Raw genomic sequence first — 25766 nt, 5'->3', positions numbered from 1 at the left:
CATAAATAAAACAAAGACGATGAGGCCCTACCCGTGGACAAGATTCTTCACCAACCACTGGGCGGCAACGAAATGCCGCGCTTCGGCGGCATCGCCACCATGCTCCGACTCCCCCATGTACCGACCGCTGCCGGCCTGGACGCTGCCTTCGTTGGCGTGCCTCTGGACATCGGTACTTCGCTGCGCCCCGGCACCCGCTTCGGGCCACGCGACATCCGCACCGAATCGGTGATGATTCGCCCCTACAACATGGCCACCGGCGCCGCCCCGTTCGACTCGCTGTCGGTGGCCGACATCGGTGACGTGGCGATCAACACCTTCAACCTGCTCGACGCCGTGCGCATCATCGAAGAAGCCTACGACAACATCCTCGAGCACAACGTGATCCCGATGACCCTGGGTGGCGACCACACCATCACCCTGCCGATCCTGCGGGCGATTCACAAGAAGCACGGCAAGGTCGGTCTGGTGCACATCGATGCCCACGCCGACGTCAACGATCACATGTTCGGCGAGAAGATCGCCCACGGCACCACCTTCCGTCGCGCCGTCGAAGAAGGTCTTCTGGACTGCGACCGCGTGGTGCAGATTGGTCTGCGCGCGCAGGGTTACACCGCTGACGACTTCAACTGGAGCCGCGATCAGGGTTTCCGCGTAGTGCAGGCCGAAGAGTGCTGGCACAAATCGCTGGCGCCGCTGATGGCCGAAGTGCGCGAGAAAGTCGGTGGCGGTCCGGTGTACCTGAGCTTCGATATCGACGGCATCGACCCGGCTTGGGCGCCTGGCACCGGCACCCCGGAAATCGGTGGTCTGACGACCATTCAGGCAATTGAAATCGTTCGCGGCTGCCAGGGCCTCGACCTGATCGGTTGCGATCTGGTAGAAGTCTCGCCCGCTTACGACACCACCGGCAACACCTCGCTGCTGGCCGCCAACCTGCTGTACGAAATGCTCTGCGTACTGCCTGGTGTGGTCCATCGCTGAGGGTTCGGCCATGAACGAACGTGATCAGGTCTTGAAAGCCGCCGCCGATCTGGTGTCCGCCTTCGCCCGCAACGATCGCGAGGCTTACTTCGGCGCGTTCAGCGCCGATGCGAGTTTCGTGTTCTACACCCTCGAACAGCCCCTGCTGTCGCGCGACGCCTATCAGGCCTTGTGGGACAGCTGGCGCGCCGAGGATGGCTTTGAAGTGCTGTCGTGCACTTCGAGCAACGCCTTCGTCAGCCTGCAAGGTGACGTGGCGGTGTTTATCCATGACGTGGCCACCGAGCTGCGCATGCAAGGGGAGCAACACTTCAGCCAGGAGCGCGAGACGATTGTTTTCCGCAAACAAGCGTCGAGCCTAGAACAACAAGGCCATTGGCTGGCCTGCCACGAACATTTGTCCGCAATGCCGGAAGGGCTGCCATCCCCTTAGCCAAACAGGTGACGCCTCACGCACGATGAGGCGCGCCTTTATGATCGGAGCAGATCATGAATAACAACAACAACGACCAAAGCCTTACGCAGATTGAAACCCACGGGGTCGAGCAGATCCCGGACCACGAACGCACCGCAGGCCCGACGGACTTGTTCCGGATGATCTTCGGGGGTTCGAACACCTTTGCCACCGCCGTGCTCGGCAGTTTCCCGGTGCTGTTCGGCCTGTCGTTTCAGGCTGGTGTCTGGGCGATTGTGTCGGGCGTGCTGCTGGGCTCGCTGATCCTCGCACCGATGGGCCTGTTCGGCCCGCTCAACGGCACCAACAATGCCGTGTCGTCCGGCGCACACTTCGGCGTGCACGGGCGGATCGTCGGTTCGTTCCTGTCGCTGTTGACCGCTATCGCGTTTTTCTCGCTCTCGGTGTGGAGTTCGGGGGATGCGCTGATCGGTGGTGCGAAACGCCTGATCGGCCTGCCGGAAACCGACCTGACCCTGGGCCTGGCCTACGGTCTGTTCGCGATTCTGGTGCTGACCGTGTGCATCTACGGCTTCCGCTTTTTGCTGTGGGTGAACAAGATCGCGGTGTGGAGCGCCAGCCTGTTGTTCCTGCTGGGCATCTTCGCCTTCGCCGGTCCTTTCGATGTGAACTACGCCGGCACCGTAAACCTCGGTCAGCCAGGCTTTTGGGCCGCGTTCATCGGCGCCGCGCTGGTCGCGATGAGCAACCCGATCTCCTTCGGCGCGTTCCTCGGCGACTGGTCGCGCTACATCCCGCGTGACACCTCCAAGCAACGGATCATGGCGGCGGTGGTGCTGTCGCAGATCGCCACGTTCATCCCGTTCCTGTTCGGCCTGACCACCGCGACCATCGTCGCGATCAAGGCGCCGGACTACATCGCGGCGAACAATTATGTGGGCGGTCTGCTGGCGGTATCGCCGAGCTGGTTCTTCCTGCCGGTGTGCCTGATTGCGGTGATCGGCGGCATGTCCACCGGCACCACCTCGCTGTATGGCACCGGGCTGGACATGTCCAGCGTGTTCCCGCGGGTACTGTCGCGGGTCAAGGCGACGCTGCTGATCGGCGTGCTGTCGATTGCCTTCATCTTCATCGGGCGCTTCGCGGCGAACCTGGTGCAGAGCGTGTCGACCTTCGCCGTGCTGATCATCACCTGCACCACCCCATGGATGGTGATCATGATCATCGGCCTGCTGGTACGTCGCGGCTTCTATTGCCCGGATGACCTGCAAGTGTTCACCCGTGGTGAACAGGGCGGACGCTATTGGTTCAACCACGGCTGGAACTGGCGTGGCCTGGGCGCATGGATCCCGAGCGCGGCGGTCGGCCTGTGCTTCGTCAACCTGCCGGGGCAATTCGTCGGCCCGCTGGGCGAGATGGCCGGTGGCATCGACATCAGCTTGCCGGTGACGCTGGGCCTCGCTTCGGTGGTGTACCTGACGCTGCTGAGCCTGTTCCCGGAACCGCGGGAAGTGTTCGGCCCCAAGGATGCCCGCAGCCAAGCCTCAGAAAAACCTGAACTGCGTCAGGCCGCCTGACGCAGTCCCCCTGTAGGAGTGAGCCTGCTCGCGATGACTGCACCACATCCAACATTGATGTGACGGACGGACCGCAATCGCGAGCAGGCTCACTCCTACAAGGGAATCGAATTCAGCCTCAACATAAAAAAGACAATCGGAGACACGCCATCATGGCTTTGGATTTATTCGTCGTCCTCATCTACGCCGCCGGCATGCTCTTGCTCGGCTACTTCGGCATGCGCAAAGCCAAGACCAACGAGGACTTTCTGGTCGCCGGGCGTAACCTGGGCCCGAGCCTGTACATGGGCACCATGGCCGCGACCGTCTTGGGTGGCGCGTCCACTGTCGGCACCGTACGTCTGGGCTACGTGCACGGCATCTCCGGTTTCTGGCTGTGCGCGGCACTCGGTTGCGGCATCGTCGCGCTGAACCTGTTCCTCGCCAAACCGCTGCTGAAACTGAAGATCTACACCGTTACCCAGGTCCTGGAAAAACGCTACAACCCGATGGCCCGCTCGGCGAGCGCGGCGATCATGCTGGCCTATGCACTGATGATCGGCGTGACCTCGATCCTCGCCATCGGCACCGTGCTGCAAGTGCTGTTCGGGCTGCCGTTCTGGATCTCGGTGCTGCTCGGCGGTGGCGTGGTGGTGATCTACTCGGCCATCGGCGGCATGTGGTCGCTGACCCTGACCGACATCGTCCAGTTCATCATCAAGACCGTCGGCCTGATGTTCATCCTGCTGCCGATCTGCCTGTACCGCGTCGGCGGTTGGGACGAACTGGTGCTGAAACTGCCGGCGACCGCCTTCAGCTTCACCACCATCGGCTGGGACACGATCATCACCTACTTCATGATCTACTTCTTCGGCATCCTGATCGGTCAGGACATCTGGCAACGGGTGTTCACCGTCAAGACCGCCAAAGTCGCGCAATACGCCGGCAGCATCGCGGGCATCTACTGCATCCTCTACGGTCTGGCCTGCGCGCTGATCGGCATGGCCGCGCACGTGCTGATCCCGGATCTGGACAACGTCAACAACGCCTTCGCCGCCATCGTCAAACTGTCGCTGCCGGACGGCATCCGCGGTCTGGTGATCGCTGCGGCACTGGCCGCGATGATGTCCACTGCCAGTGCCGGCCTGCTCGCGGCGGCCACCACCCTGACTGAAGACCTGCTGCCGAAACTGCGTGGCGGCAAACAGTCGAGCCTGGGCGTCAACCGCCTGTTCACCCTGCTGACCGGTGTCGTGGTGCTGGGTATCGCCCTGGTGGTGAATGACGTGATCAGTGCCCTGACGCTGGCGTACAACCTGTTGGTGGGCGGCATGCTGGTCCCGCTGATCGGTGCGATCTTCTGGAAACGCGCGACCACCGCCGGCGCCATCGCCAGCATGGGCCTGGGCTTTGCCACCGCGCTGCTGTTCATGTTCAAGGACGGTCTGGATGCGAACACGCCGATCTACTACAGCCTGGCTGTGGGTCTGGTGAGTTTTGTGGTGGTCAGCCTGGTCTCCCCTCGCCCGGCAACCGTGGTGAGTGCGATCTAAGCTTTGATGTAACGACTTGATGCTTTCTTCGACGGGTGTGGCGTCGGTTGCCACACCCGTTTTTTTTGGTCTGGAGAAACAGTGAATATGAAGATCGTTCCCCGCGATCAATGGTTTGAAGTGCAGACGTTGAGCGATGGCATCCGGCTGATCCATGAGCCGTACATTCGCCCGTTCTATCGCTGCAACCTTTGGCACGTTCAGGGCCGCGACAAAGACTTGTTGCTGGACAGCGGTTCGGGATTGGTCAGCCTGCGCGAGCAGTTGCCGTGGATCACCGAGCGGCCGCTGGTGGCGGTGGCCAGTCATTGCCACTTCGACCACATTGCCGGGCATCACGAATTCGCCGAACGTCTGGTGCATCGCGCCGAGGCCGACATCCTCGCCGCGCCAGATGGCGAGAACGACTTGAGCCGTGCCTTCGTCGGCGACGACATGTTCGAGGCGCATCCGGACTGCCCGCTGTGCTACGCCGAATACCGGGTCAAGGCTGCGCCGGCCACCGGTTTTGTCGAGGATGGCGACGTGCTGGATCTGGGCAACCGCACCCTGCAAGTGCTGCACACGCCGGGGCATTCGCCAGGCGGTATCAGCCTGTATGAAGCGGCCACCGAAACGTTGTTCAGCGGCGACATCATCTACGACGGACCGCTGATCGAAGACGCCTACCACTCCAACCTGCAAGATTACGCCGCCAGTCTGCGGCGTTTGCAGGCGTTGCCGATCCGCACCGTGCACGGTGGGCATTTCGGCAGTTTCTCCGGCGGGCATTTGCGCTCGATGATTGACCAATGGTTGCGCGGGCACGCGTAAGGCCTGCTGTACTCAAGCCAGCCCCCACCCTCAGAACGATCTGCCATGAGAAGAACTGCCGTGCGCGCTGCGGTGCACCGATACATTCGGCGCCTGCTGGAATCCCGCGAATTCAACGACAACACCAGCCTGGTGCAATTAGGGCTGGAGAAAGCGGATATCGAGGATCTGATCTTCCATCTGGAAGATGAATTCGGACTGACGGCGTTTACCGCCGAAGAGGATCACATGCTCAAGAACGCCAGGACGGCGAATGATTTGAGCCGGTTTTTGATTGCGATCGGGCGGCACTGAAAGCAAAAGATCGCAGCCTTCGGCAGCTCCTACACCATTATCTGTGGGAGCTGCCGAAGGCTGCGATCTCTTGATCTATTAATCGAGCACTACCGCCGACGAGGCTGGCGCCGGCGCTGTTCGTCATCGGTGCGGATCGGAACAGGTTGCAGAGGCGGTTCGATCAAGCCGAGGGCAACACCCAAATCGTGCAGCCAGTTCTGAATTTTCTCTTTCATCGTCATGCCCCCTTCAGGGTAGTGCTGAGCGGCCGGAATTCTGAGGCCGCTTCGTACTGATAATAGTCCGAAGTCCTACGCAATGCTCGGCCAAATCCGCAATGATCTGTTACTGAATTGAACAGAATTCGGATCGGTTGGTTCACGCGGTCTGCCGGTTTTCATTCGATGCCACGGGATAGAGCGCTTGCTGCTGTTCAATCCAGGCATTGAGGTTGGCCCCGACCATGCCCTTGCGCCACATGAGCCACGTTGTCGCACTGGCAAACGGCTCGGCCAACGGGTGCACCGCGACGCTTTCGCGGCCCGGCAGGCTGGCGAGCATCGACTCCGACATGAGCGCCACGCCACTGCCGGCAATCACGCAGGCAAGCATGCCTTGATAGGACTCGATCTCCATCGCCCGGCCCATCGCCGCCTGATAATGGACAAACCACGCCTCCAGCCGTGCGCGGTAGGCGCAGCCATGACGGAAAGTGAACACCGCCCTGCCCTCGACCTCCTTGGCGCTGCGGATTGGCGGATGATCGGCCTCGCTGATCAGCACCAGACGCTCATCGCACAACGGCACGCCGTCGATGCCCGCCAGTTGCGGCGGACCGTCCACCAGCGCCGCATCGAGGCGCCCGGACACCAGGCCTTCGAGCAACTCGCCGCTGGGGCCCGATTGCACTTGCAGGTTCACCGCCGGGTATTGCTTGTGATAACGCGCCAACAACGCCGGCAAATGGATCGCCGCCGTGCTGTACAGCGTACCGAGGACAAAATCCCCGGCCGGTTGCCCGCCCATCACCGCGGCACTGGCCTGATCGCGCAGGGCGAAGAGCTTGCCGGTGTAGTCCAACAGGACTTTTCCCGCAGGCGACAACTGCAACCGCTGACGCTCGCGGACGAACAGTTCGACGCCCAATTGCTCTTCCAGTTGCTTGAGCCGGGTCGACAGGTTTGACGGCACCCGGTGCAGGCGCTCGGCGGCGCGGGTGATCGACCCCTCTTCTGCCACCGCTTGAAAGATCCGCAATTGGCTGAACTCCACAACACCTTCTCCATAACAGAACAAGTTGCTCACTATTATTCAATTTTAAAGAAAGTCAATCGGTTCTAGCCTGACGGTCATTGCTCCTTCAAAGGAACCCAGACCATGTCACCGCTGATTCGCTTATCCGCCTGTTTCGTCGCCCTGATGATGGCCATGGGCATCGGACGTTTCGCCCTCACCCCGCAAATGCCGCACCTGCTCAGCGAAGGTCAGGTCGACCTGACCGCCGCCGGTCTGATTGCGGCGGCCAACTACCTCGGCTACCTGCTGGGCGCGGTGGACGCGATGTTCGCCCATCGTCCGCAGCAAGTGCAGCGGCGCTTGTATGGTGGCTTGTGGTTGTGTGTGTTGCTGACCCTGGCGTCGTTCTGGGCCAACGGCTTCTGGGCGCATCTGTTACTGCGTTTTGGCACCGGGGTGGCGAGCGCCTGGGTGCTGGTGATGATCACCGCGCTGAGTCTGCCACTGGCGGCTGCGGCGGGTCGACCACGGTTGGGCGCGCTGGTCTTTGCCGGACCGGGGCTGGGGATTTTTCTGACAGGGTTGCTGGCGCTGGTCTCACATCTGCTGCAGCAGACGTCTGCCACGCTGTGGCTGATCTATGCCGGCGTGGCGTTGCTGATGTTGCTGGGGATCGTGCGGATCCTGCCGCAACCGGGCGTCCATACACCGGTCGCCACCCTCAATGTCAGCCCCTCGAATCGCGGCATCCCACGACTGGCGGCGGTGTATGCGCTGTATGGCGTGGGTTACATCATCCCGGCCACGTTCCTCTCGCAAATGGCCAATGCGCAGTTTCACGGGCAATGGCAGGCCGATCTGTTTTGGCCGTGCTTCGGCCTTGGCGCGGCCATTGGCGTGTTGCTGGTGAGCCTGCGTCGCCACGACCCGAACACCACGCGGCACTGGCTGACAGCCACCTTGTGGTTGCAGGCGCTCGGGGTCTTCGCCTGTCTGCTGGGCAGCGGTTATGGCCTGGCGCTGGGGGTTATTTTGTGCGGCATGCCGTTCCTGGCCTGCATGCAACTGGTGATGCAGCGTTCGCGGGAACTGGCACCCCACACCACCCAGCGCAACGCTGGCCTGCTGACCGCCTGCTTCGCCGTCGGCCAGCTCAGCGGCCCGTTACTGGCGGCGCTGAGCAGCCATTTCAGCGGCGGCCTGCAACCAGCCCTGGTAATCGCCGGCAGCGGTTTGCTGATTGCCGGCGGGTTGGCCCTGCAATCGTCTACTGCTGGCCGAGCACTTTGCGCAAACGCCGACGCACCCACTGCTCAGCGCTGACAAAGGTGATGCCGAGCAACACCAGCACGGCGCCGATGACGAAATTCACGCTCAGTTGTTCACCGAGCAACACCACGCCGAAAGTGACGCCGAACAACGGCGTCATGAACGAAAACACCGCCAGGTTGGCCGCCAGGTAACGGCGCAGCAGCCAGAACCAGGTCAGGTAACTGAAGAACGACACCACCAGCCCCTGAAACAACACGCTGGCGACCGCCACGGTGGTCAGGCTGACGTGGGTGATCTGGCCGCTGAACAACGCGATCAACAGCAGTCCGACGAAGCCGACGAGCAGTTGATAGAACAGGGTCAACGTCACCGGTGCTTCCGACAGTCGCGAGGCGCGCACCACCACGGTGGTCGCGCCCCAGCAGGCCCCGGCCAGCACACCGAACGCGTCGCCCAGCAGCATGCGCCGGTCGAGGTTGTCCCACGACACGCCGCCGGCAAAGGCAATGGCGATGCCGATGAAGGCGAGGAAGATCCCCAGCCACTGCACTGGCCGCAACCGCTCGCTGGCCAGCAGAAAATGCACACCGAGCGCGGTGAAAATCGGCGCGGTGTAGAGGAACACCGACATGTGCGCGGCGGTGGTCAGCTGCAGGCCTTCGGCGATGAAGAAGAACTCCAGACCGAACAGCGCACCGGCCAGCAATCCGCCGCGCCAGGTGCTACCCACCTGATCCCAGCCGCCCTTCCAGCACAGCAGCAGGCCGACCAGCAACGCGGAAATCCCCGAACGCCCGGCGGCCTGCATCACCGGTGCGATGTCCGGTGCGGCCCATTTGATCATCACTTGCTGCACGCCCCAGATCACGCACAGCCCGATCATCACCTGCAAGGCAAAACCGTCGGCATTGCGCCGCTCGACACTCATTGCAACACCCCGAGCACACACAACATGGCAGCCATCCAATGGTCAAAAATCTGTGTCGGGGATTATCAATCAGCCGGGCAGAAAAAGCCGTCTGGAAAAGACATTTAGTTTGTCTGTTGCGTCAGCGGTGAATGGCCGTCGGCAACGCCGCCATTTGCGAGCAGGCTCGCACACAATGGACCGCATTCCCTCTGTAGGAGTGAGCCTGCTCGCGATGACATCGGTTCAATCAAAATTCTTTATGATCTGACCTCACAACCGCTTCGCCACCAGAAAGCCAACCGTGCAGGCAACGGCAGTGGCAAACGTGCCCCACGCCCAATCCATCACCGTTACCTGCACCGACCAGCCGCGCAACGTCGCCCAATTGGTCAGGTCATACGTGCCATACGCCACCAGCCCCAGCAAAGCACCCCGCTTCGCGGCCCACTGCAAATTGGCCGCCGGCAACACCACAAACAGCACACAGCCGAAAACGTACAGGCAATAAAAAACCGCTGCCGGCAACAGCAGCGGTTTTTCGAGCATCAGCGAACCGAGCAGTTCGCGATAGGTCGGCGCCATCAATACGCCGAGCCAGATGCCGTCGAGCAACAGAAACGCCAGCAGGGTGGCGATGTAAGCTATCAGCGCTTTCTTCATTGGCGAATCCTCATGCAGGCGCTGCCGCAGGCTGCGATCTTTTTGCCTTTGGAAGATCAAAAGATCGCAGCCTGCGGCAGCGTCTACATGGGGCCGGCGGTCACTCAGGTTAGTTCAATGCGATCCGCATGAATGACGATCTTGCCTTCCTTGTACAACGAACCGATGGCCTTCTTGAAGTTGCCCTTGCTGACGCCGAACAGGCTGCTGATCAGCGCCGGATCGCTCTTGTCGCTGACGGCCAGAGAACCGTTGCTTTCGCGCAACCTGGCGAGAATCTTCGAACTCAGGCTGCTGGCCGCTTCCTGACCCACCGGTTGCAGGCTGAGGCTGATCTTGCCGTCGGCGCGCACTTCCTTGATGAAACCCTTCTCGCGCATGCCGGAACGCATGAACTTGAAGATTTCGTTCTTGTGGATCAAGCCCCAGTGCTTGTTGTTGATGATCGCCTTGAAACCCATGTCAGTGGCTTCGGCAACCAGCAGATCAACTTCCTGGCCGGCGCTGTAGTTGGCCGGGGTCTTGTCGAGGTAGCGATCCAGCCGCGCGGTGGCGGTGATGCGACGTGTGTGTTTGTCGAGATAGACGTGCACCACGCAGTATTCGCCCGCGGTCATCTGACGTTTTTCTTCGGAGTACGGCAGCAACAGATCTTTCGGCAGACCCCAATCGAGGAACACACCGATGCTGTTGACTTCAACTACTTTCAGACTCGCAAATTCACCGACCTGAACTTTTGGTTTTTCAGTGGTCGCGAGAAGTTTGTCTTCGCTGTCCAGATAAATAAATACGTTGAGCCAGTCTTCATCTTCGCTGGGAATATCTTTAGGGATATAACGGTTGGGCAAAAGAATTTCGCCGTCGGCACCGCCATCCAGATATAAACCGAAGTTAGTGTGTTTAACCACTTGCAAACTGTTGTAACGCCCGACTAAAGCCATTTTCCAAAACCCTCATTGCGTGGCGGCATTCTACCCGGTTTTGCCCGTCTCGTTCGCTGGCGGAGCACCCTGCTCGAGAAAATCGCCAGGACGCCTTGATTTTCCTTGGTTTGGCGCGGGCGGCTCGCCATTCGTCTGGCCAACGCGAAGCCTGCTGCGCCGTTTCACTCAGGATATTTTCACTAATGACGAATAAACGTTCTTATTTAAAACAGTAGCTTAGGGGGCTATTTCGAATAATTAGTCGAGAATAATCCACCCACGCGCTCAGTTATTCCGGGGGATATTTATCAAGCAATTGTCAAGTTATTCCTGTACGATGCCTGGCCGAGTTACTTTTCTACAGGTTAATGGCCGCCATGCGTGTAAAAGCATCCACCAGCAAAGCAAAGCCAGCTCCAGCCGTTGAAACCAGCGAATCGATCAACGATCAGATCGCAGCGTTCCTCAAGTCCGGCGGCGAAATCCAGCAAATTGCCAAAGGCGTCAGCGGCCAGACGTTCGGCCCGTCCAAGCAGATCAGCCTGGGCAAGAAGTAATACCCGGTAATACACCCGTCCTGAGACGCTTTGAGCTTCGAAGCGTCTGGACTGGCACCCGCACCACTCCCCTTCTGTTTAATTAATCCGCAAAAATCGACGAACGGCCATCGACAACGATGATTCGCCGGTATCCTTTCACGCGTCTAGATCAAGCGTTTCAGCAGGCTCGACGCCCTGCGCTCGCTGCTCATGGAGTGACGCATGCGCAAATTTTCCTGTTTATTGCTTGTAGGCCTGCTGGCCTGCTCATCCGCGCACGCGCAGATTTTCCAGCGCGAGCTCGGCGACTTCGACCTCAAACTCGGTACCACCCCCAGCCGCAGCATGGCCCAAGGGCTGGTCAAGCCTTCGGCGGCCGGCTCCTTCCATGGCGGCCTCGACCTCAGTCACGACAGTGGTCTGTATGTGGGCCAGTACGCGCCAAGCATGGGTCTCACGCCGGGCAAGAACCTCGAAATCGACTCTTACGTCGGCTTTAAGCAACCTTTCGATCAGACCCTCGGCTACGAAGTCGGGATGATCCACTACAGCTATCCCAAAGTGGACACCCTCGACAGCCAGGAGCTGTTCGGCGGCCTGACCCTGCTCGGCAGCCGCTTCGGCGTAGCCTTCAGCAATGACCCGGACAAACAGAACAACACCCTGTTCGCCGACCTTGGCGGCAATCAGCCATTCGGCATCGGGATCAGCATGAAATACACCACTCATCAGTTGAATTCGCCGGTCTCGGTGGACGGTGGCTACGTCAGCAGTTTTACCGATTGGTCGGTGAAATTTTCCCGACCGTTCATGGGCGTCGACCTTGACCTGATCTACAGCAACTCCAACCTCAGCGGTAGTGATTGCTCGGCCTACTCGGGCCACAACAGTGAATGCGACGGACTGGTCACGCTCAAGGCCGAGCGCGCATTCTATTGATTGGCTGAACTGCCGGGAGCCTCCTGCGTTCACATGAGAATCAGACGCCAGGCCTTGCAAGGATTCGCCCATGTCTCGCTGGTTCAAGCACCTCGCCACCCTGCTGATCCTCACCCTCGCCCTCGGCGCCTGCAGCCGCGTCGGCCTGGCCTACCGCAACCTCGACGTGATCATTCCGTGGTCGCTCAGCGATTACCTGGACATGAACGGCGAGCAAAAGGACTGGTTCAACGAGCGCCTCAGGGAACACCTGAACTGGCACTGCACCACGCAATTGCCGGGCTACCTCGATTGGCTGGATCGCCTGCAGAGCATGGTCGAAACCAATCAGATAACCGACGCGGCGCTGCAGGCGCGAACCGTAGAAGCGAAACAAGCCATCGCTGACACCGCCCGGCAGATCACGCCTTCGGCCATCGAATTGCTGCAAGGGCTGGACGACAAACAGGTCGCCGAAATGAACGACGCGTTCGCCAAGGATCTGCGCAAACGTGAAAAGGAATACGTCAAACCGCCGTTAGCCCAACAGATCGCCGAACGCGGCGCCCGCATGGACAAGCGCCTGACCGATTGGCTGGGTCCGTTGAGCGTCACCCAGGAACAACGGGTGATGGCCTGGTCGACCGCACTGGGCGATCAGAACACCCAGTGGATCGCCAACCGCGCGCACTGGCAGCAGCAATTCAGCGCGGCCGTTGCCCAGCGTAACAGTCCCGAATTCCCACAACGGATCGAGACGCTTCTGGTCAATCGTGAGCGTTTATGGACAGCGGACTACCAGAAAGCCTACGCCAACACCGAAGCCCAGGCTCGTGCCCTGGCGGTTGATCTGATGGCGCAGAGCACGCCGCAGCAACGTCAGCGCCTGTTGAAGAAGATCGGGGGGGTGCGCAAGGACTTCAATGATCTGAAGTGCCTCAAGGCCGCGCAAAAACCTTGAAGCCGATACAAAGCCCTGCAGGAGTGAGCCTGCTCGCGATAGCGGTGTTTCAGTGCCATTGATGTTGATTGACACACTGCTATCGCGAGCAGGCTCACTCCTACAGGGGTAATGGTCAGCTTCAGGCAATCTGCGCCTTGGAAGCCACCACATCAAACGTTGCTTCATCCAGCGCGTCTTCCTGCTCATCCAGCACCTGGCGAGGATGATCATTGCCGGGAATGCTGCTGTCGATCAGGCTCAACAGGCTTGATCCGCGTGGCGTCAGAATAAAATTGTTGCCGGTACTGCCCTCATGATCCGGACGCGGTTCGATGTATCCGCGGTCCAGCAGCAACTTCTCGTACTCACAGGCCAGCGTTTTCAGGTGATCCAGATTCTCGATCGACTCGCCCGCGCTGGCTTTCTCCGCCGCATAGTCCTCGGCATAAGCCCGAGGCGCGAAGCTGTGGCCGGCGCTGTTCTGCACTTCGTGCAGCAAGCGTTCAATCAAATCCCAGTTATAAGTCGTCATCCTGATTCAACCTCCGGTGCGCGTAATTAATGGCGCGTTCATAGGTTGTGACCGGTGCCAGTCGTAGCCGTTCAGCCGCATTTCACGCCTCGACCGACTGGCGGTCTGTCGATTTGGCCGAGGGTTAAACGACTAGTCTGACAAAGACGGTTTCAACCCCCCCAGGAGAAATCATCATGAACGTTGAGAATCATCCGGTGGTGTCGCGCGAAGAATGGCTTGCCGCACGCAAACAACATCTGCTCGAGGAAAAGGCCTTCACCCGGGAGCGCGACCGCCTCAGCGCCAGGCGCCGCGCATTGCCGTGGGTCAAGGTCGACAAGGACTACCGCTTTCACGGTTCGAACGGTGAGCTGAAACTGGCCGACCTGTTCGGCAAACACAGCCAACTGATCGTTTACCACTTCATGTTCGCCAAGGACTGGGAAGAAGGCTGCCAGGGCTGCTCGTTCCTGTCCGACCACATCGACGGCGCCAATCAACATCTGGCCCACCACGACATCGCCGTGGTCGCGGTCTCTCACGCACCGTTCGAGCAGTTTCAGGCCTTTAAACGGCGTATGGGCTGGAAATTCGACTGGGTATCGTCAGACGGTTCCGATTTCAACTACGACTTCGGCGTATGCGCCCGGGCCGAAGACGCCGAGGCAGGAAAGGCGACGTATAACTACGAAAAGACTGACAGTGCCGAAGAAGAAATGCCGGGGCTGAGCGTGTTTTATCGCAATCCGGCCGGAGAGATTTTCCACACTTATTCCACCTACGCCCGTGGGCTGGACATGCTGGTCGGAGCCTACAACTACCTCGACCTGACGCCTAAGGGCCGTAATGAAGACGAGATCATGGAATGGGTGCGGCATCATGATCGCTATGAAGGGGCCACTCGCTCCAGCTGCTGCCATGGCGGCGAATAGCAGCCGCTCGCAGCGAGCCTGACTGAACTTTTCACCGTCCCGCGGCCTCCACCGGTTAACCCGCCTTAACCGGAACGGAGGCCCGCCCCATGAAAACCCTGCTCAAGCTCACCCTCGCCGCCACCCTCGCCTGCGCCCTGCCCGTGTGGGCCTGCACGCCCGAGGAAGCCACTGCCAAACGAGAACAACTGGCCAAGGAAGTCTCCAGGCTGACCGAACAGAATCCGGCCAAGGCCAAGGAGATCAACGATGAGTTGCAGAAGATGGACCTCGGTACCGCCAGTGCCGATCTGCCGGACAAGTGCCAGTTGATTGATCAGCGATTGAAAGAGCTGAACTCGGCCGAGAAGAAAACCGAAGGCTAATAAAAGCACGAATCAAAAGATCGCAGCCTTCGGCAGCACCTACACCGATCCCTGTAGGAGCTGCCGAAGGCTGCGATCTTTTGACCCTGACAATGCATCAATGCATTTATTTATTTGCATAAACGCATACTCGAACTAAGGTTACCTCGAGCAAGGAGATCGGCACCGTTCATCGCAGATGAAAACCGTTAACCGCCGATCGCTCGGCAACACCGCAACACAACCACAAGCTGGACGCTTGTTTTCATTCATGGAGGACTGAAAAATGTTAACCACTCAAGCAACATCGTTCACCGGCGAGACCCTGCCAGGGTGCCTCGTCGGCCATCTGCTCGACCCGCAACTGGTCGAGGTCGAAGCCGCTGCACAAACCGCTGCACTGGCCGCCGCCAACCTCAACTTCACGATGCAGAAACAGACCCAGACCAACTGGTGCTGGGCAGCTGTTTCCGCCTCGGTCGGCAACTATTACGGCACTGGTTCCTGGACTCAGTGCGGTGTCGCCAGCACCCAACTGGACCGCAATTGCTGCAGTCAGCCGGGCCCCTGCAACGTCTACGGCTATCTGGATTCGGCCCTGCAAACCACTCGTAGCTATAACGGCATGAATCAGGGCTCGCTGCAGATGTCGGCCATTCAGAAGCAGATCAACATGGGCCGCCCGGTTGGCCTGCGCTGCGCCTGGTACGGCGGCGGTGCGCATTTCCTGGCGATCTACGGCACCAATGGCAACTACGTGCTGGTCGCCGACTCGATCTACGGTTACTCGACCCGTGCACTGAACGCGTTTCCCGGTTCGTACAACGGCGGCGGCAACTGGACCCACACTTACTTCACCGCAAAAAACTAGGAGGGCGACATCATGCAACTGACTTATCCAAAGGCGCCTTCCAACGGCGTTCAGACACTGCGTCCGGCGTTACAAGCCGCGCTGCAAACCCAAGGCTTTGGCATCAACCGCCAATTCGCCAGCGCAGTACCGGCGAAGATCAGCCTGAGCGAGGCCTATCGCGGCTACTCGCTGACGCTGGACGACCTGAGCCAGGGCAAAGGTCTGCAGGACGCGCGCATCGGCGACTGGCATTACCTGGTGTTTGCCGACGGTGTGACCATCGCCGATGCGCAACTGGCGGAGGTTCGTGGCCATGTCGAGTTTTCTTCGTTGAACCACGGCACTCGGGCCGCCGACACCGTGGGCGCGTTGAAACTGGCGGAACAGGCGCCGCAACTGCAGGGTAAAACCGTCGAATTGCGCGTGCTGTTTGTTTCGGCACTGCACGTCGTGGCGATCTGGCTGCATGCGGATGGTGAAGATGTACTGATCCCGATCGAGCCGACGCCAAAAGCGCTGGGCGCCTCGCGACTGTACAGCGAAGCGGCCCTGCTCGCACTGTTGAAACCGGCGGCGGATCGCGCCAAACAACGTTTTGACGCGGACACCAGTGGACAACTGGGCAGCTGACAAACGCTGCGCATAAAAAAACCCGGACACTGTCCGGGTTTTTTATTGGCCTGCGAAACGGCTTATTCAGCCGCAGGCTCGGCTGGCTTGCGGCGCTTGAGCGGGGCCATGCCGTCGCTGCTCACCAGAGAATCCGGCTTCGGACGGTTGGCGCTCTTGCGCTTGGTCGGGGTCTTGGCGGCGGTTTTCTTCTTGTCGCCCTTGGCGTCGGTCTTTTTCTTCTTCACGCCGACAGCTTTGCCCGAGGCCTTGACCTTTTTCGGTCCGCCGTAGGTGCCTTTGACTTCCTTGATGGTGCGGCGCTCGAAGCTCTGCTTCAGGTAGCGCTCGATGCTCGACATCAGGTTCCAGTCGCCGTGGCAGATCAGCGAAATCGCCAGGCCGTCGTTGCCGGCGCGGCCGGTACGACCGATACGGTGTACGTATTCGTCGCCGCTGCGTGGCATGTCGAAGTTGATCACCAGATCCAGACCATCAACGTCCAGACCACGGGCCGCCACGTCGGTGGCGACCAGAATCTTCACGCCGCCCTGCTTCAGACGATCGATCGCCAGTTTGCGATCCTTCTGGTCTTTCTCGCCGTGCAGCACGAACGCCTTGTATTCCTGGGCCACGAGGCGGCCATAGATGCGGTCGGCCATGGCGCGGGTGTTGGTGAAGACGATGGCCTTCTGGTAGGTCTCGTTGGCCAGCAACCAGTTCACGATCTGTTCTTTGTGCTGGTTGTGGTCGGCGGTGATGATCTGCTGACGGGTGGTCGAGTTCAGCTGGCTGACCGCGTTGAGCTGCAGGTGCTCAGGGTTGTTCAGCACCTTGGCGATCATCTCGCGCAGGCCGGAACCGCCGGTGGTGGCGGAGAACAGCATGGTCTGCTGGCGATTCGGGCATTCGTCGACCAGACGCTGTACGTCTTCGGCAAAACCCATGTCGAGCATGCGGTCGGCTTCATCGAGCACCAGCACTTCGACTTCTTTCAGGTCGAGGTTGCCAGCGTTGAGTTGCTCGATCATCCGCCCCGGAGTGCCGATCAGGATGTCCGGCACCTTGCGCAGCATGGCAGCCTGGACCTTGAAGTCTTCACCGCCGGTGATCAGGCCGGACTTGATGAAAGTGAACTGCGAGAAGCGCTCGACTTCCTTCAGGGTCTGCTGGGCCAGTTCGCGGGTCGGCAGCAGGATCAGGGTCTTGATGCTGACGCGAATCTTCGCCGGGCCGATCAGGCGGTTGAGGATCGGCAGGACAAAAGCGGCGGTCTTGCCGCTACCGGTTTGCGCCGTCACCCGCAGGTCACGCCCCTGGAGCGCCAGCGGAATGGCCGCTGCTTGCACAGGCGTTGGCTCGACAAATTTCAGCTCGGCCACGGCTTTGAGCAGGCGTTCGTGCAGGGCGAATTGGGAAAACACGGGTGCTACCTCGAAGATATGCAAAAAAACAGCTGCATAGGTTACCGGTTTCGAGCGCTCAGGCCGAGTTTCTTTATACAAACGGGCGTAATCAGTGGCTTTTTTGTTGCTCGATTTGTCTTCAACGGTAATACACAGCGTCTTAAATGCTCTAATCGCCCATCGCGTCTTACAGAAGAATCGTTGCTCACATGGATTTCAAACAGCTCTGGCTCAACGCCCAAGACCTCTGGGGTGCCCTCGAACAGCACCCGTTCCTGCAATCCGGCCTGGCGCTGATGCTGCTATTGGTGATCGCGCTGGTCCTCGGACGAGTGGCGCGCTACCTGATCCTGCACGCCAGCCGCATGCTCGGTCGCCAGCCGGCCCTGCACTGGATCAACGACTTTCGCCACAACAAGGTGTTCCAGCGCCTGGCGCAAATGACGCCGTCGCTGGTGATCCAGTTCGGTCTGCACCTGGTGCCGGAACTGAGCAAAACCGCCATGACGTTTCTCGGCAACGTCGCGCTGGCGTTCACCATCCTGTTCCTGCTGCTGGCGGTCAGCGCCCTGCTCAATGCGCTGCTGGACATCTACGCGCGTACCGAACACGCCCGTACCCGCTCAATCAAGGGTTACGTGCAGTTGGCGAAAATGGTCTTGTACGTGTTTGGCGCGATCATCATCGTCGCCACCCTGATCGACCGTTCGCCGCTGTTGCTGCTCTCCGGCCTGGGTGCGATGTCGGCGGTGATTCTGTTGGTCTACAAGGACACCCTGCTGTCGTTCGTCGCCAGCGTGCAACTGACCAGCAACGACATGCTGCGGGTCGGCGACTGGATCGAAATGCCGCAAGTCGGCGCCGATGGCGACGTGGTCGACATCACTTTGCACACGGTCAAGGTGCAGAATTTCGACAAGACCATCGTCTCGATCCCGACCTGGCGCCTGATGTCCGAGTCGTTTCGAAACTGGCGCGGCATGCAGCAGTCCGGCGGTCGGCGGATCAAGCGCAGTCTGTTCATCGATGCCAGCGGTGTGCGCTTCATCCGTGACGACGAAGAAGAAAAGCTCTCCCAGGTGCACCTGCTGACCGACTACATGGGCCGCAAGAAAGCCGAGCTCAAGGCGTGGAACGAGGCGCAGGGCAATGTTGCTGCGATGTCGGCCAACCGCCGGCGCATGACCAATATCGGTACCTTCCGCGCTTACGCCTTGGCCTATCTGAAGAGCCACCCGGAAGTGCAGCCGAACATGACCTGCATGGTCCGCCAGATGCAGACCACCGCGCAGGGCATTCCGCTGGAGATCTACTGCTTTACCAGCACCACGGCGTGGGCCGATTACGAGCGGATTCAGGGGGATATTTTCGATTACCTGCTGGCGGTGCTGCCGGAGTTTGGGTTGAGTCTGTATCAGCAGCCGAGTGGCGGGGATTTGCGTTCGGGGTTGTTGCCGGCAGTGCTCGGCTCGGCTCGGCTCACATTCCGCAAACCCAGAAACACCTCATGTAACCCACAATTTCGTGTAGGAGCTGCCGAAGGCTGCGATCTTTTGATCTTCAAACATCAAAGTCAAAAGATCGCAGCCTTCGGCAGCTCCTACGGGATTGTGTACATACAAGAAACGCAACCGAAGTTGCGTTTCTTGTTTCTACCCAGGGTTATTTGGCCTGCCGTTGCGGTGCCTTGTGCACCATGGTGTAGGCGTAATCGACACCCATGCCATACGCGCCGCTGTGTTCCAGCACCAGCTCCATCACCGCTTCATAAGTCTCTTTGTGTGCCCAGTCACGCTGGAACTCGAGCAGCACTTGCTGCCAGGTCACCGGCACGGCGCCGGCCTGAATCATGCGTTGCACCGACATGTCGTGGGCTTCTTTGCTGGTGCCGCCAGAGGCGTCGGTGACGATATACACCTCAAAACCTTCAGCCAGGGCTTCCAGGGCCGGGAACGTCAGGCAGACCTCGGTCCACAGCGCAGCAATGATCAGCTTCTTGCGCCCGGTGGCTTTCACCGCATCCACCAGCGCCTTGTCCTCCCAGGAGTTCATCGAGGTGCGCTCGATCGGCTTCTGCTCAGGATGAACCGCCAGTAGCTCAGGCCAGATGTAACCACTGAAGCTCTCGGTTTCCACCGAGGTGTAGATCGTCGGCACGTTGAAGATCTTCGCCGCTTTGGCCAGACCCACGGTGTTGTTCTTCAGGGTCTGACGGTCGATCGACTGCACGCCGAAGGCCATTTGTGGCTGGTGGTCAATCAGGATCAGAGCGGAGTTGGTTGGGTTGAGCAGTTCACGAATAGACATGGCGCGTTCCTTTTAATGTCGATGATGTCGGGTCAGTAAGGGTTGGTCGACTTGCCGTGTTCGGCGTTGTTGTCGGCTTGGATGTCACTTTAGGGGCTAGCGAATAAAGGGACAATTCCCTAAAATCGAGAATCATTGATTCTAAAAAAGGGACAATTATGGATCGCATCGAATGCATGCGCGCCTTCGTGGTGACGGTGGGCGAGAACGGCTTCGCCGCTGCCGCGCGCGCCATGGATGTGCCGCGCTCGAAAGTCAGCAAACAGATCCAGGCACTGGAAGAAGCCATCGGCGTGCAACTGCTGCAACGCACCACCCGCAGCCTGCACCTGACCGAGGCAGGCGCCGAGTATTTTGAGGCGGCGCGCGAGGTCATTGCCGCACTGGACGAGGCCGAGCAGCGCGCGCGCGATGGCATTGGCGAGTTACGCGGCGTGTTGCGCGTCAATGCGCCGATGTCGTTCGGCCTGCGGCGTTTGGGCAAACTGATTCCGCTGTTCCATGAGCAACACCCGAACATCGAGCTGCAACTGGTGCTCAGCGATCAACAGGTTGATCCGGTGCGGGGTGGTTTTGACGTGACTATCCGCATTGCGAGCATGCCCGACTCGACCATGATCGCCCGGCAACTGGCGCCGGCACCGCGGATCATGGTCGCCTCCCCGGCCTACCTCGAACGTGCCGGCATTCCGCAGACTCCGCAGGATCTGCGCGCGCACAAATGCCTGAACTACGGCTATCTGCAAAGCGGCGTGAGTCTGCAACTGTGCAATGGCAACGAGACCCAGCGGGTCAACGTGACCGGACCGCTGCACGCCAACAATGGCGACTTGCTCGCTCAGGCAGCCGAGGCCGGGATGGGGATTGCACTGCTGCCGGACTTTATCGTCGAAGAAGCCTTGGCCGCAGGTCGACTGGTGCCGGTGCTCTGCGAATGGCAGGCGCCGGCGATCAGCATCAACGCGGTGTATTCCTCGGCGCGGCGAGTGCCGCAAAAGACCCGGGCATTTATTGAGTTCCTGGTGGCGCAACTGGCCCTGCGCTGACAACAAAATTCTCAGGGGGTCATGCGGTGCGTTTGATGCCCAACCGGCTGATCCACACCGCCGCCAGAATCACACTCCCGCCGAGCAACAGCCTTCCCAGCTCCTCATGCTGATTCCAGATCAGCAGATTCAGCAGCAAACCCACCGGCACATGCAGGTTGTTCATCACCGCCAGTGTGCCGCCATTGACCATGCACGCGCCTTTATTCCACCAGTACATCCCCAGCGCCGTCGAGACGAGCCCGAGGAACAGCAACACGCCCCACTGCAGCGGTGCTTCAGGCAGGAAGTTGGCTTTGCCGAACAGCAGAAACGCCGGCAATACCACCGCCAGTGCCCCGAGGTAGAAGAAGCCGAAACGCCGGTAATGCGGCAGGTCGCTGGGGTGTTTCGCCACCAGATGCTTGTACAGCACCTGCCCGGCGGCGTAGGTGAAGTTGGCCAGTTGCAGCAGCAAAAAGCCCATGAAGAAGTCCGGGTTGATCCGGTCAAAGCGAATCACCGCCGCCCCCCCCACGGCAACCAACGCGGCCACCAGCGCCCATGGGTTGAAGCGCCGGTTCAGCGCATCTTCGATCAGCGTTACGTGCAGCGGCGTGAGAATGGTGAACAGCAGCACCTCCGGCACCGTCAGCACACGGAAGCTCAGGTACAGACAGACATAGGTGATGCCGAACTGCAACGCGCCGATCAAGAGCATGCCGCGCATGAACGCAGGCTCCACCGAACGCCAGCGGGTCAACGGAATGAACACCAGCCCGGCCAGCACCACGCGCACCAGCACCGCGAAGTAGCTGTCGACGTGCCCGGCCAGGTATTCGCCGATCAGACTGAAGGAAAACGCCTGGATCAGCGTGACAAAAAGTAGATAGCCCATGGTCGCCTCTGTTTCGAATGGCGGCGACGATAGCGGGTTTTGGATTCTGCAACCAACACAAAATCCTCCTGTAGGAGCCGCCGCAGGCTGCGATCTTTTGATCCTGTTTTTTAAAATCAAAAGATCGCAGCCTGCGGCAGCTTCTACAGAGGGATTGTTTTAACCAGAAAAATCTCAGGCAAAAAAAAGCCCGATCTCGCTAATGCGTTCAATCGGGCTACAGCACTCAGGAGCAACAAGTGCAAAGGGAGGTTCGATGCGCGTAGAGCCTTGAAGGGGTTGCGCCAGGTCACTAAAACAATCGGCGATTATCTGGCGATTAACATATCAAGCGACCTGGGACAGTTTGGCGTTGGCCTGATTCAGGCCCTTCTCCTGGAAGTCGCCGCCCAGGTTCATGCCTTCGGCGTGAATGAAGGTCACGTCATGGATGCCGATGAAGCCCATGACCTGACGCAGGTACGGTTCCTGATGATCCGCCGGGCCGCCGGCGTAGATGCCGCCGCGAGCGGTCAGCACGTAGGCACGCTTGCCGCTGAGCAGGCCTTGCGGGCCGGTTTCGGTGTACTTGAAGGTCACGCCGGCACGCAGCACGTGGTCGAGCCACGCCTTGAGGGTGCTCGGGATCGCGAAGTTGTACATCGGCGCGGCCATCACCAGCACGTCGGCGGCCAATAACTCATCGGTCAATTCGTTGGAACGGTCCAGCGACGATTGTTCGTTGGCGTTGCGCTGCTCAGCGGACTTCATCCAGCCGCCCAGCAGGTTGGCGTCCAGGTGTGGCACCGGGTTCACGGCGAGGTCACGCACAGTGATCTGATCGTTGGGATGCGCCGCTTTCCATTGACCGATGAAGGTCTGGGTCAGTTGACGGGAAACCGAGTCTTGCTGGCGGGCGCTGCTTTCGATGATCAGAACGCGGGACATGATGTGTAGTCTCCATCCGAGAATGTTGTAGGTCGATGGAGTGAAGGTTAAACAGGGTTGCTTCGATGAAAAAGCGCAAATAATTGCTGCAAAGCATCGAATAATTCGTTTAGATGTACCTATACCCTGTGGGAGCGGGCTTGCTCGCGATAGCGGTGTGTCAGATGGATCGATGTCGACGGTTACACCGCTATCGCGAGCAGACTCACTCCTACAGAACAGGGAGCGACCGTTATTTCGGGCTGCAGCTCAGTTCGATGCGCAGCCTGATGATCTCGCGGGAAAACTTGGCCGTGGCGTTTTTGTGTTTGCCGGCCGGTACTTCGATGTTGCGCGTACGCGGTGCTTCCGGGCCATTGCTGAACACGGCCTTGCACAGCGCGTCGACATCGCCGTAGTTGGCGACCCGGATGGAGCCGATGTCTTTGTCGGTATCGAAGGTTTCGTAGTCGATCTTCAAGCCATTGAGGTTCTTCTGCACATCGATCGGGTAAGCAAACGCAGTCAGCGGCAGCAACGCGAGCACCACACAACAGAATTTTTTCATTCGCCAGTCTCCATGAGGGACGGCCAGCTTAGGACAAGAGGAGCTATTGATGAAAGCGCCCCGCGTGACCCTTGATCAATGGCGAACATTGCAGGCCGTGGTCGACCACGGCGGATTCGCCCAGGCCGCCGAGGTTCTGCACCGTTCGCAATCGTCGGTGAGTTACACCGTCGCCCGCATGCAGGACCAGCTCGGCGTGCCGTTACTGCGCATCGATGGACGTAAAGCGGTACTTACCGAAGCCGGCGGCGTGCTGCTGCGCCGCTCGCGCCAACTGGTGAAACAGGCCAGCCAGCTGGAAGACCTCGCTCACCACATGGAGCAAGGCTGGGAGGCCGAGGTGCGGCTGGTGGTCGATGCCGCTTACCCGAGCGCACGCATCGTCAGGGCGCTGACCGCATTCATGCCGCAGAGTCGCGGCTGCCGGGTGCGCCTGCGCGAGGAAGTGCTGTCGGGCGTAGAGGAAGTGCTGCTCGAAGGCGTGGCCGATCTGGCGATCACCGGCCTGAGCATCCCCGGCTACCTCGGCGCGGAATTGAGCGATGTCGAGTTCGTTGCCGTCGCCCACCCGGATCACGCCTTGCATCGGCTCAATCGCGAACTGAGCTTCCAGGACCTCGAAACCCAGATGCAAGTGGTCATCCGCGACTCCGGTCGCCAGCAACCACGGGACGTCGGCTGGCTTGGCGCCGAACAGCGCTGGACCGTCGGCAGCCTCGCCACCGCCGCGACCTTTGTCAGCAGCGGCCTCGGTTTTGCCTGGCTGCCGCGGCACATGATCGAGCGGGAACTGAAAGATGGCTCGCTCAAGCTGCTACCGTTGGACAGGGGCGGCAACCGCAACTCCAGCTTCTATCTGTATTCGAACAAGGACAAACCCTTGGGCCCGGCCACACAAATCCTTATCGAACTGCTGCGCACCTTCGATACGTTGCCTCTGGATGCGCCGTACGCCGCCCCCGAACAAGCCTGACACGGAGTTCACCGATGGCCTATTTCGAACATGAAGGTTGCAACCTGCACTACGAGGAATATGGCCACGGCACGCCGTTGCTGCTGGTTCACGGGCTCGGCTCGAGCACCCTGGACTGGGAAATGCAGATCCCGGCACTGTCGGCACACTACCGGGTGATCGTCCCGGACATACGCGGTCACGGTCGCTCGGACAAACCGCGCGAGCGCTACAGCATCGCCGGTTTCAGTGCCGATCTGCTGGCGTTGATCGAACACCTGAACCTCGGCCCGGTGCACTACGTCGGTCTGTCGATGGGCGGGATGATCGGCTTTCAGTTCGCCGTCGATCAGCCACAGAGGCTGAAAAGCCTGACCATCGTCAACAGCGCCCCCGAAGTCAAACTCCGCAGCCGCGACGATTATTGGCAGTGGTTCAAGCGCTGGAGCCTGATGCGTGTGCTCAGTCTGGCGACCATCGGCAAAGCGCTGGGCGGCAAACTGTTCCCGAAACCCGAGCAGGCCGATCTGCGGCAAAAAATGTCCGAGCGCTGGGCAAGAAACGACAAACGTGCTTATCTCGCCAGCTTCGATGCGATTGTTGGCTGGGGCGTTCAGGAACGACTTTCCCGAGTGACCTGTCCAACCCTCATCGTCAGCGCCGACCGTGACTACACACCGGTGGCGCTGAAAGAAACCTATGTAAAACTGCTGCCCGATGCGCGGCTGGTGGTGATCGCCGACTCGCGCCACGCCACCCCGCTCGATCAACCCGAACGCTTCAACCAAACGCTGCTGGAGTTTCTCGCCGCAGCCGATACTCAATCTCAGGATCACTGACCCATGCTGAAAAAACTCGCCCTCGCCGCCGGCACCGTGCTGTTTGCTGCCAACCTGATGGCTGCTACTCCGGCCAAAGCACCGCACGTGCTGCTGGACACCACCAACGGTCAGATCGAAATCGAGCTGGACCCGGTCAAGGCGCCGATCAGTACCAAGAACTTTCTGGATTACGTCAACAGCGGCTTTTACACCAACACCATTTTCCACCGTGTGATCCCGGGCTTCATGGCTCAGGGCGGTGGCTTCACCCAGCAGATGCAGCAGAAAGACACCAAGGCACCGATCAAGAACGAAGCCAGCAATGGCCTGCACAACGTTCGCGGCACCTTGTCGATGGCGCGTACTTCCAACCCTGACTCGGCCACCAGCCAGTTCTTCATCAACGTGGCTGACAACGCGTTCCTCGACCCGGGCCGGGATGCCGGTTACGCGGTGTTCGCCAAAGTCGTCAAGGGCATGGATGTCGTCGACATCATCGTCAACTCGCAAACCACCACCAAAAGCGGCATGCAAAACGTGCCTGTCGACCCTGTGATCATCAAGTCGGCCAAAGTCATCGACTAAGCTGTACAGGGCATTTCGAGCGGTGTGAGTTCGATCTCACGCCGCTCA

The 25766-nt window shown here is 59.9% G+C and carries 29 protein-coding genes and 1 pseudogene; 19 read left to right on the top strand and 11 right to left on the bottom strand.

Translation table 11 applies throughout. From position 1 onward, the window contains the following. The first annotated feature begins 33 nt into the window (after window positions 1–33). The 6 genes from speB to KKQ10_RS15645 all read left to right on the top strand — a co-directional run bounded on the left by speB (window position 34) and on the right by KKQ10_RS15645 (window position 5615). The gene (gene speB, locus KKQ10_RS15670; RefSeq protein ID WP_003222717.1) at window positions 34–984 is read left to right on the top strand and encodes an agmatinase; all 951 of its coding nucleotides are present in this window, start codon (window positions 34–36) and stop codon (window positions 982–984) included. Between the two features lie 10 nt (window positions 985–994). Next, window positions 995–1417 carry a YybH family protein gene (locus KKQ10_RS15665; RefSeq protein WP_047292404.1) on the top strand — a complete coding sequence of 141 codons (423 nt, stop codon included), beginning with the start codon at window positions 995–997 and terminating at the stop codon, window positions 1415–1417. 56 nt (window positions 1418–1473) lie between these two features. Beyond that, on the top strand, window positions 1474–2976 hold the full coding sequence (locus tag KKQ10_RS15660; protein ID WP_215501610.1) for a purine-cytosine permease family protein: 1503 nt from the start codon (window positions 1474–1476) through the stop codon (window positions 2974–2976). Window positions 2977–3128: 152 nt separating this feature from the next. Then, window positions 3129–4508, top strand: coding sequence for a sodium:solute symporter family protein (locus tag KKQ10_RS15655; RefSeq protein ID WP_215501609.1), 1380 nt, complete (start codon window positions 3129–3131; stop codon window positions 4506–4508). Between the two features lie 87 nt (window positions 4509–4595). After that, on the top strand, window positions 4596–5321 hold the full coding sequence (locus KKQ10_RS15650; protein ID WP_127649813.1) for an MBL fold metallo-hydrolase: 726 nt from the start codon (window positions 4596–4598) through the stop codon (window positions 5319–5321). Window positions 5322–5366: 45 nt separating this feature from the next. Further along, window positions 5367–5615: an acyl carrier protein gene (locus KKQ10_RS15645; RefSeq protein ID WP_215501608.1), complete on the top strand. Its 249-nt coding sequence runs from the start codon at window positions 5367–5369 to the stop codon at window positions 5613–5615. Window positions 5616–5704: 89 nt separating this feature from the next. On the opposite strand, the gene KKQ10_RS28570 is transcribed toward KKQ10_RS15645, so the two are convergent. Next, on the bottom strand, window positions 5705–5833 hold the full coding sequence (locus tag KKQ10_RS28570; RefSeq protein ID WP_003184145.1) for a PA1414 family protein: 129 nt from the start codon (window positions 5831–5833) through the stop codon (window positions 5705–5707). Window positions 5834–5975: 142 nt separating this feature from the next. Then, window positions 5976–6869, bottom strand: coding sequence for a putrescine utilization regulator PtrR (gene ptrR, locus KKQ10_RS15640; protein WP_127649811.1), 894 nt, complete (start codon window positions 6867–6869; stop codon window positions 5976–5978). A gap of 105 nt (window positions 6870–6974) precedes the next feature. Here ptrR and KKQ10_RS15635 point away from each other — a divergent pair, with 105 nt between their 5' ends. After that, entirely contained in the window at window positions 6975–8156 is a 1182-nt protein-coding gene (locus tag KKQ10_RS15635) for an MFS transporter (RefSeq protein ID WP_215501607.1), read from the top strand. Here KKQ10_RS15635 and KKQ10_RS15630 read toward each other — a convergent pair. The 3 genes from KKQ10_RS15630 to KKQ10_RS15620 all read right to left on the bottom strand — a co-directional run bounded on the left by KKQ10_RS15630 (window position 8101) and on the right by KKQ10_RS15620 (window position 10616). After that, a complete protein-coding gene (locus KKQ10_RS15630) occupies window positions 8101–9033 on the bottom strand; it encodes a DMT family transporter (RefSeq protein ID WP_215501606.1) in 933 nt (310 codons plus the stop codon). The genes KKQ10_RS15635 and KKQ10_RS15630 overlap by 56 nt on opposite strands. Before the next feature lie 252 nt (window positions 9034–9285). Continuing rightward, window positions 9286–9675, bottom strand: a complete 390-nt coding sequence (locus KKQ10_RS15625) for a DUF2177 family protein (protein WP_215501605.1) — start codon at window positions 9673–9675, stop codon at window positions 9286–9288. A 104-nt stretch (window positions 9676–9779) separates the two neighbouring features. Then, window positions 9780–10616, bottom strand: coding sequence for a CvfB family protein (locus KKQ10_RS15620; protein ID WP_127649807.1), 837 nt, complete (start codon window positions 10614–10616; stop codon window positions 9780–9782). Window positions 10617–10966: 350 nt separating this feature from the next. Between KKQ10_RS15620 and KKQ10_RS15615 the strand changes: the two genes are divergently transcribed. The 3 genes from KKQ10_RS15615 to KKQ10_RS15605 all read left to right on the top strand — a co-directional run bounded on the left by KKQ10_RS15615 (window position 10967) and on the right by KKQ10_RS15605 (window position 13016). Beyond that, window positions 10967–11155, top strand: a complete 189-nt coding sequence (locus tag KKQ10_RS15615) for a PFL_1563 family small protein (RefSeq protein ID WP_016985943.1) — start codon at window positions 10967–10969, stop codon at window positions 11153–11155. A gap of 204 nt (window positions 11156–11359) precedes the next feature. Then, the gene (locus tag KKQ10_RS15610; RefSeq protein WP_215501604.1) at window positions 11360–12076 is read left to right on the top strand and encodes a TorF family putative porin; all 717 of its coding nucleotides are present in this window, start codon (window positions 11360–11362) and stop codon (window positions 12074–12076) included. Window positions 12077–12146: 70 nt separating this feature from the next. Continuing rightward, on the top strand, window positions 12147–13016 hold the full coding sequence (locus tag KKQ10_RS15605) for a DUF6279 family lipoprotein (RefSeq protein ID WP_215501603.1): 870 nt from the start codon (window positions 12147–12149) through the stop codon (window positions 13014–13016). Between the two features lie 121 nt (window positions 13017–13137). Here the strand turns inward: KKQ10_RS15605 and KKQ10_RS15600 are convergent, their stop codons facing one another. Beyond that, window positions 13138–13530 carry a transcriptional regulator gene (locus KKQ10_RS15600; protein ID WP_215501602.1) on the bottom strand — a complete coding sequence of 131 codons (393 nt, stop codon included), beginning with the start codon at window positions 13528–13530 and terminating at the stop codon, window positions 13138–13140. A gap of 176 nt (window positions 13531–13706) precedes the next feature. On the opposite strand from KKQ10_RS15600, the gene KKQ10_RS15595 reads away from it, so the two are divergent. From KKQ10_RS15595 to KKQ10_RS15580, 4 genes are all read left to right on the top strand, one after another. Then, on the top strand, window positions 13707–14444 hold the full coding sequence (locus KKQ10_RS15595; RefSeq protein WP_215501601.1) for a DUF899 domain-containing protein: 738 nt from the start codon (window positions 13707–13709) through the stop codon (window positions 14442–14444). A gap of 89 nt (window positions 14445–14533) precedes the next feature. Beyond that, complete coding sequence (locus tag KKQ10_RS15590; RefSeq protein ID WP_127649802.1) at window positions 14534–14809, top strand: hypothetical protein; 276 nt, start codon at window positions 14534–14536, stop codon at window positions 14807–14809. A gap of 265 nt (window positions 14810–15074) precedes the next feature. Next, window positions 15075–15659: a papain-like cysteine protease family protein gene (locus KKQ10_RS15585; protein WP_215501600.1), complete on the top strand. Its 585-nt coding sequence runs from the start codon at window positions 15075–15077 to the stop codon at window positions 15657–15659. A 12-nt stretch (window positions 15660–15671) separates the two neighbouring features. Beyond that, window positions 15672–16271: a hypothetical protein gene (locus KKQ10_RS15580; protein ID WP_215501599.1), complete on the top strand. Its 600-nt coding sequence runs from the start codon at window positions 15672–15674 to the stop codon at window positions 16269–16271. Between the two features lie 62 nt (window positions 16272–16333). Here the strand turns inward: KKQ10_RS15580 and KKQ10_RS15575 are convergent, their stop codons facing one another. Beyond that, window positions 16334–17674, bottom strand: a complete 1341-nt coding sequence (locus KKQ10_RS15575; RefSeq protein WP_041070247.1) for a DEAD/DEAH box helicase — start codon at window positions 17672–17674, stop codon at window positions 16334–16336. Window positions 17675–17865: 191 nt separating this feature from the next. On the opposite strand from KKQ10_RS15575, the pseudogene KKQ10_RS15570 reads away from it, so the two are divergent. Continuing rightward, window positions 17866–19169: pseudogene (locus KKQ10_RS15570) on the top strand (mechanosensitive ion channel family protein). A gap of 149 nt (window positions 19170–19318) precedes the next feature. On the opposite strand, the gene KKQ10_RS15565 reads toward KKQ10_RS15570, so the two are convergent. Next, window positions 19319–19963, bottom strand: a complete 645-nt coding sequence (locus KKQ10_RS15565; protein ID WP_127649798.1) for a hydrolase — start codon at window positions 19961–19963, stop codon at window positions 19319–19321. Window positions 19964–20121: 158 nt separating this feature from the next. On the opposite strand from KKQ10_RS15565, the gene KKQ10_RS15560 reads away from it, so the two are divergent. Next, window positions 20122–21009, top strand: a complete 888-nt coding sequence (locus KKQ10_RS15560) for a LysR family transcriptional regulator (RefSeq protein ID WP_215501598.1) — start codon at window positions 20122–20124, stop codon at window positions 21007–21009. A 19-nt stretch (window positions 21010–21028) separates the two neighbouring features. Here the strand turns inward: KKQ10_RS15560 and KKQ10_RS15555 are convergent, their stop codons facing one another. From KKQ10_RS15555 to KKQ10_RS15545, 3 genes are all read right to left on the bottom strand, one after another. Next, the gene (locus KKQ10_RS15555) at window positions 21029–21886 is read right to left on the bottom strand and encodes a carboxylate/amino acid/amine transporter (protein WP_215501597.1); all 858 of its coding nucleotides are present in this window, start codon (window positions 21884–21886) and stop codon (window positions 21029–21031) included. Window positions 21887–22213: 327 nt separating this feature from the next. Further along, a complete protein-coding gene (locus tag KKQ10_RS15550) occupies window positions 22214–22813 on the bottom strand; it encodes an FMN-dependent NADH-azoreductase (protein WP_127649795.1) in 600 nt (199 codons plus the stop codon). Window positions 22814–23045: 232 nt separating this feature from the next. Next, window positions 23046–23360, bottom strand: coding sequence for a 3-phosphoglycerate kinase (locus tag KKQ10_RS15545; protein WP_127649794.1), 315 nt, complete (start codon window positions 23358–23360; stop codon window positions 23046–23048). Window positions 23361–23409: 49 nt separating this feature from the next. On the opposite strand from KKQ10_RS15545, the gene KKQ10_RS15540 reads away from it, so the two are divergent. Genes KKQ10_RS15540 through KKQ10_RS15530 form a run of 3 tightly spaced genes read left to right on the top strand, consistent with a single transcriptional unit; the run spans window position 23410 to window position 25718 of the window. Then, the gene (locus KKQ10_RS15540; protein ID WP_127649793.1) at window positions 23410–24333 is read left to right on the top strand and encodes a PA3225 family LysR-type transcriptional regulator; all 924 of its coding nucleotides are present in this window, start codon (window positions 23410–23412) and stop codon (window positions 24331–24333) included. 14 nt (window positions 24334–24347) lie between these two features. Further along, complete coding sequence (locus KKQ10_RS15535) at window positions 24348–25151, top strand: alpha/beta fold hydrolase (RefSeq protein ID WP_215501596.1); 804 nt, start codon at window positions 24348–24350, stop codon at window positions 25149–25151. A 3-nt stretch (window positions 25152–25154) separates the two neighbouring features. Then, the gene (locus KKQ10_RS15530) at window positions 25155–25718 is read left to right on the top strand and encodes a peptidylprolyl isomerase (RefSeq protein ID WP_122608913.1); all 564 of its coding nucleotides are present in this window, start codon (window positions 25155–25157) and stop codon (window positions 25716–25718) included. Window positions 25719–25766: the final 48 nt, after the last annotated feature.

The sequence above is a fragment of the Pseudomonas sp. MG-9 genome (genome assembly GCF_018729515.1).
In the GTDB taxonomy this organism is placed as follows: Bacteria; Pseudomonadota; Gammaproteobacteria; order Pseudomonadales; family Pseudomonadaceae; genus Aquipseudomonas; species Aquipseudomonas serboccidentalis.
Note: the sequence above shows the minus strand (reverse complement) of the source record. Positions and strands in the feature narration are given on the sequence as shown.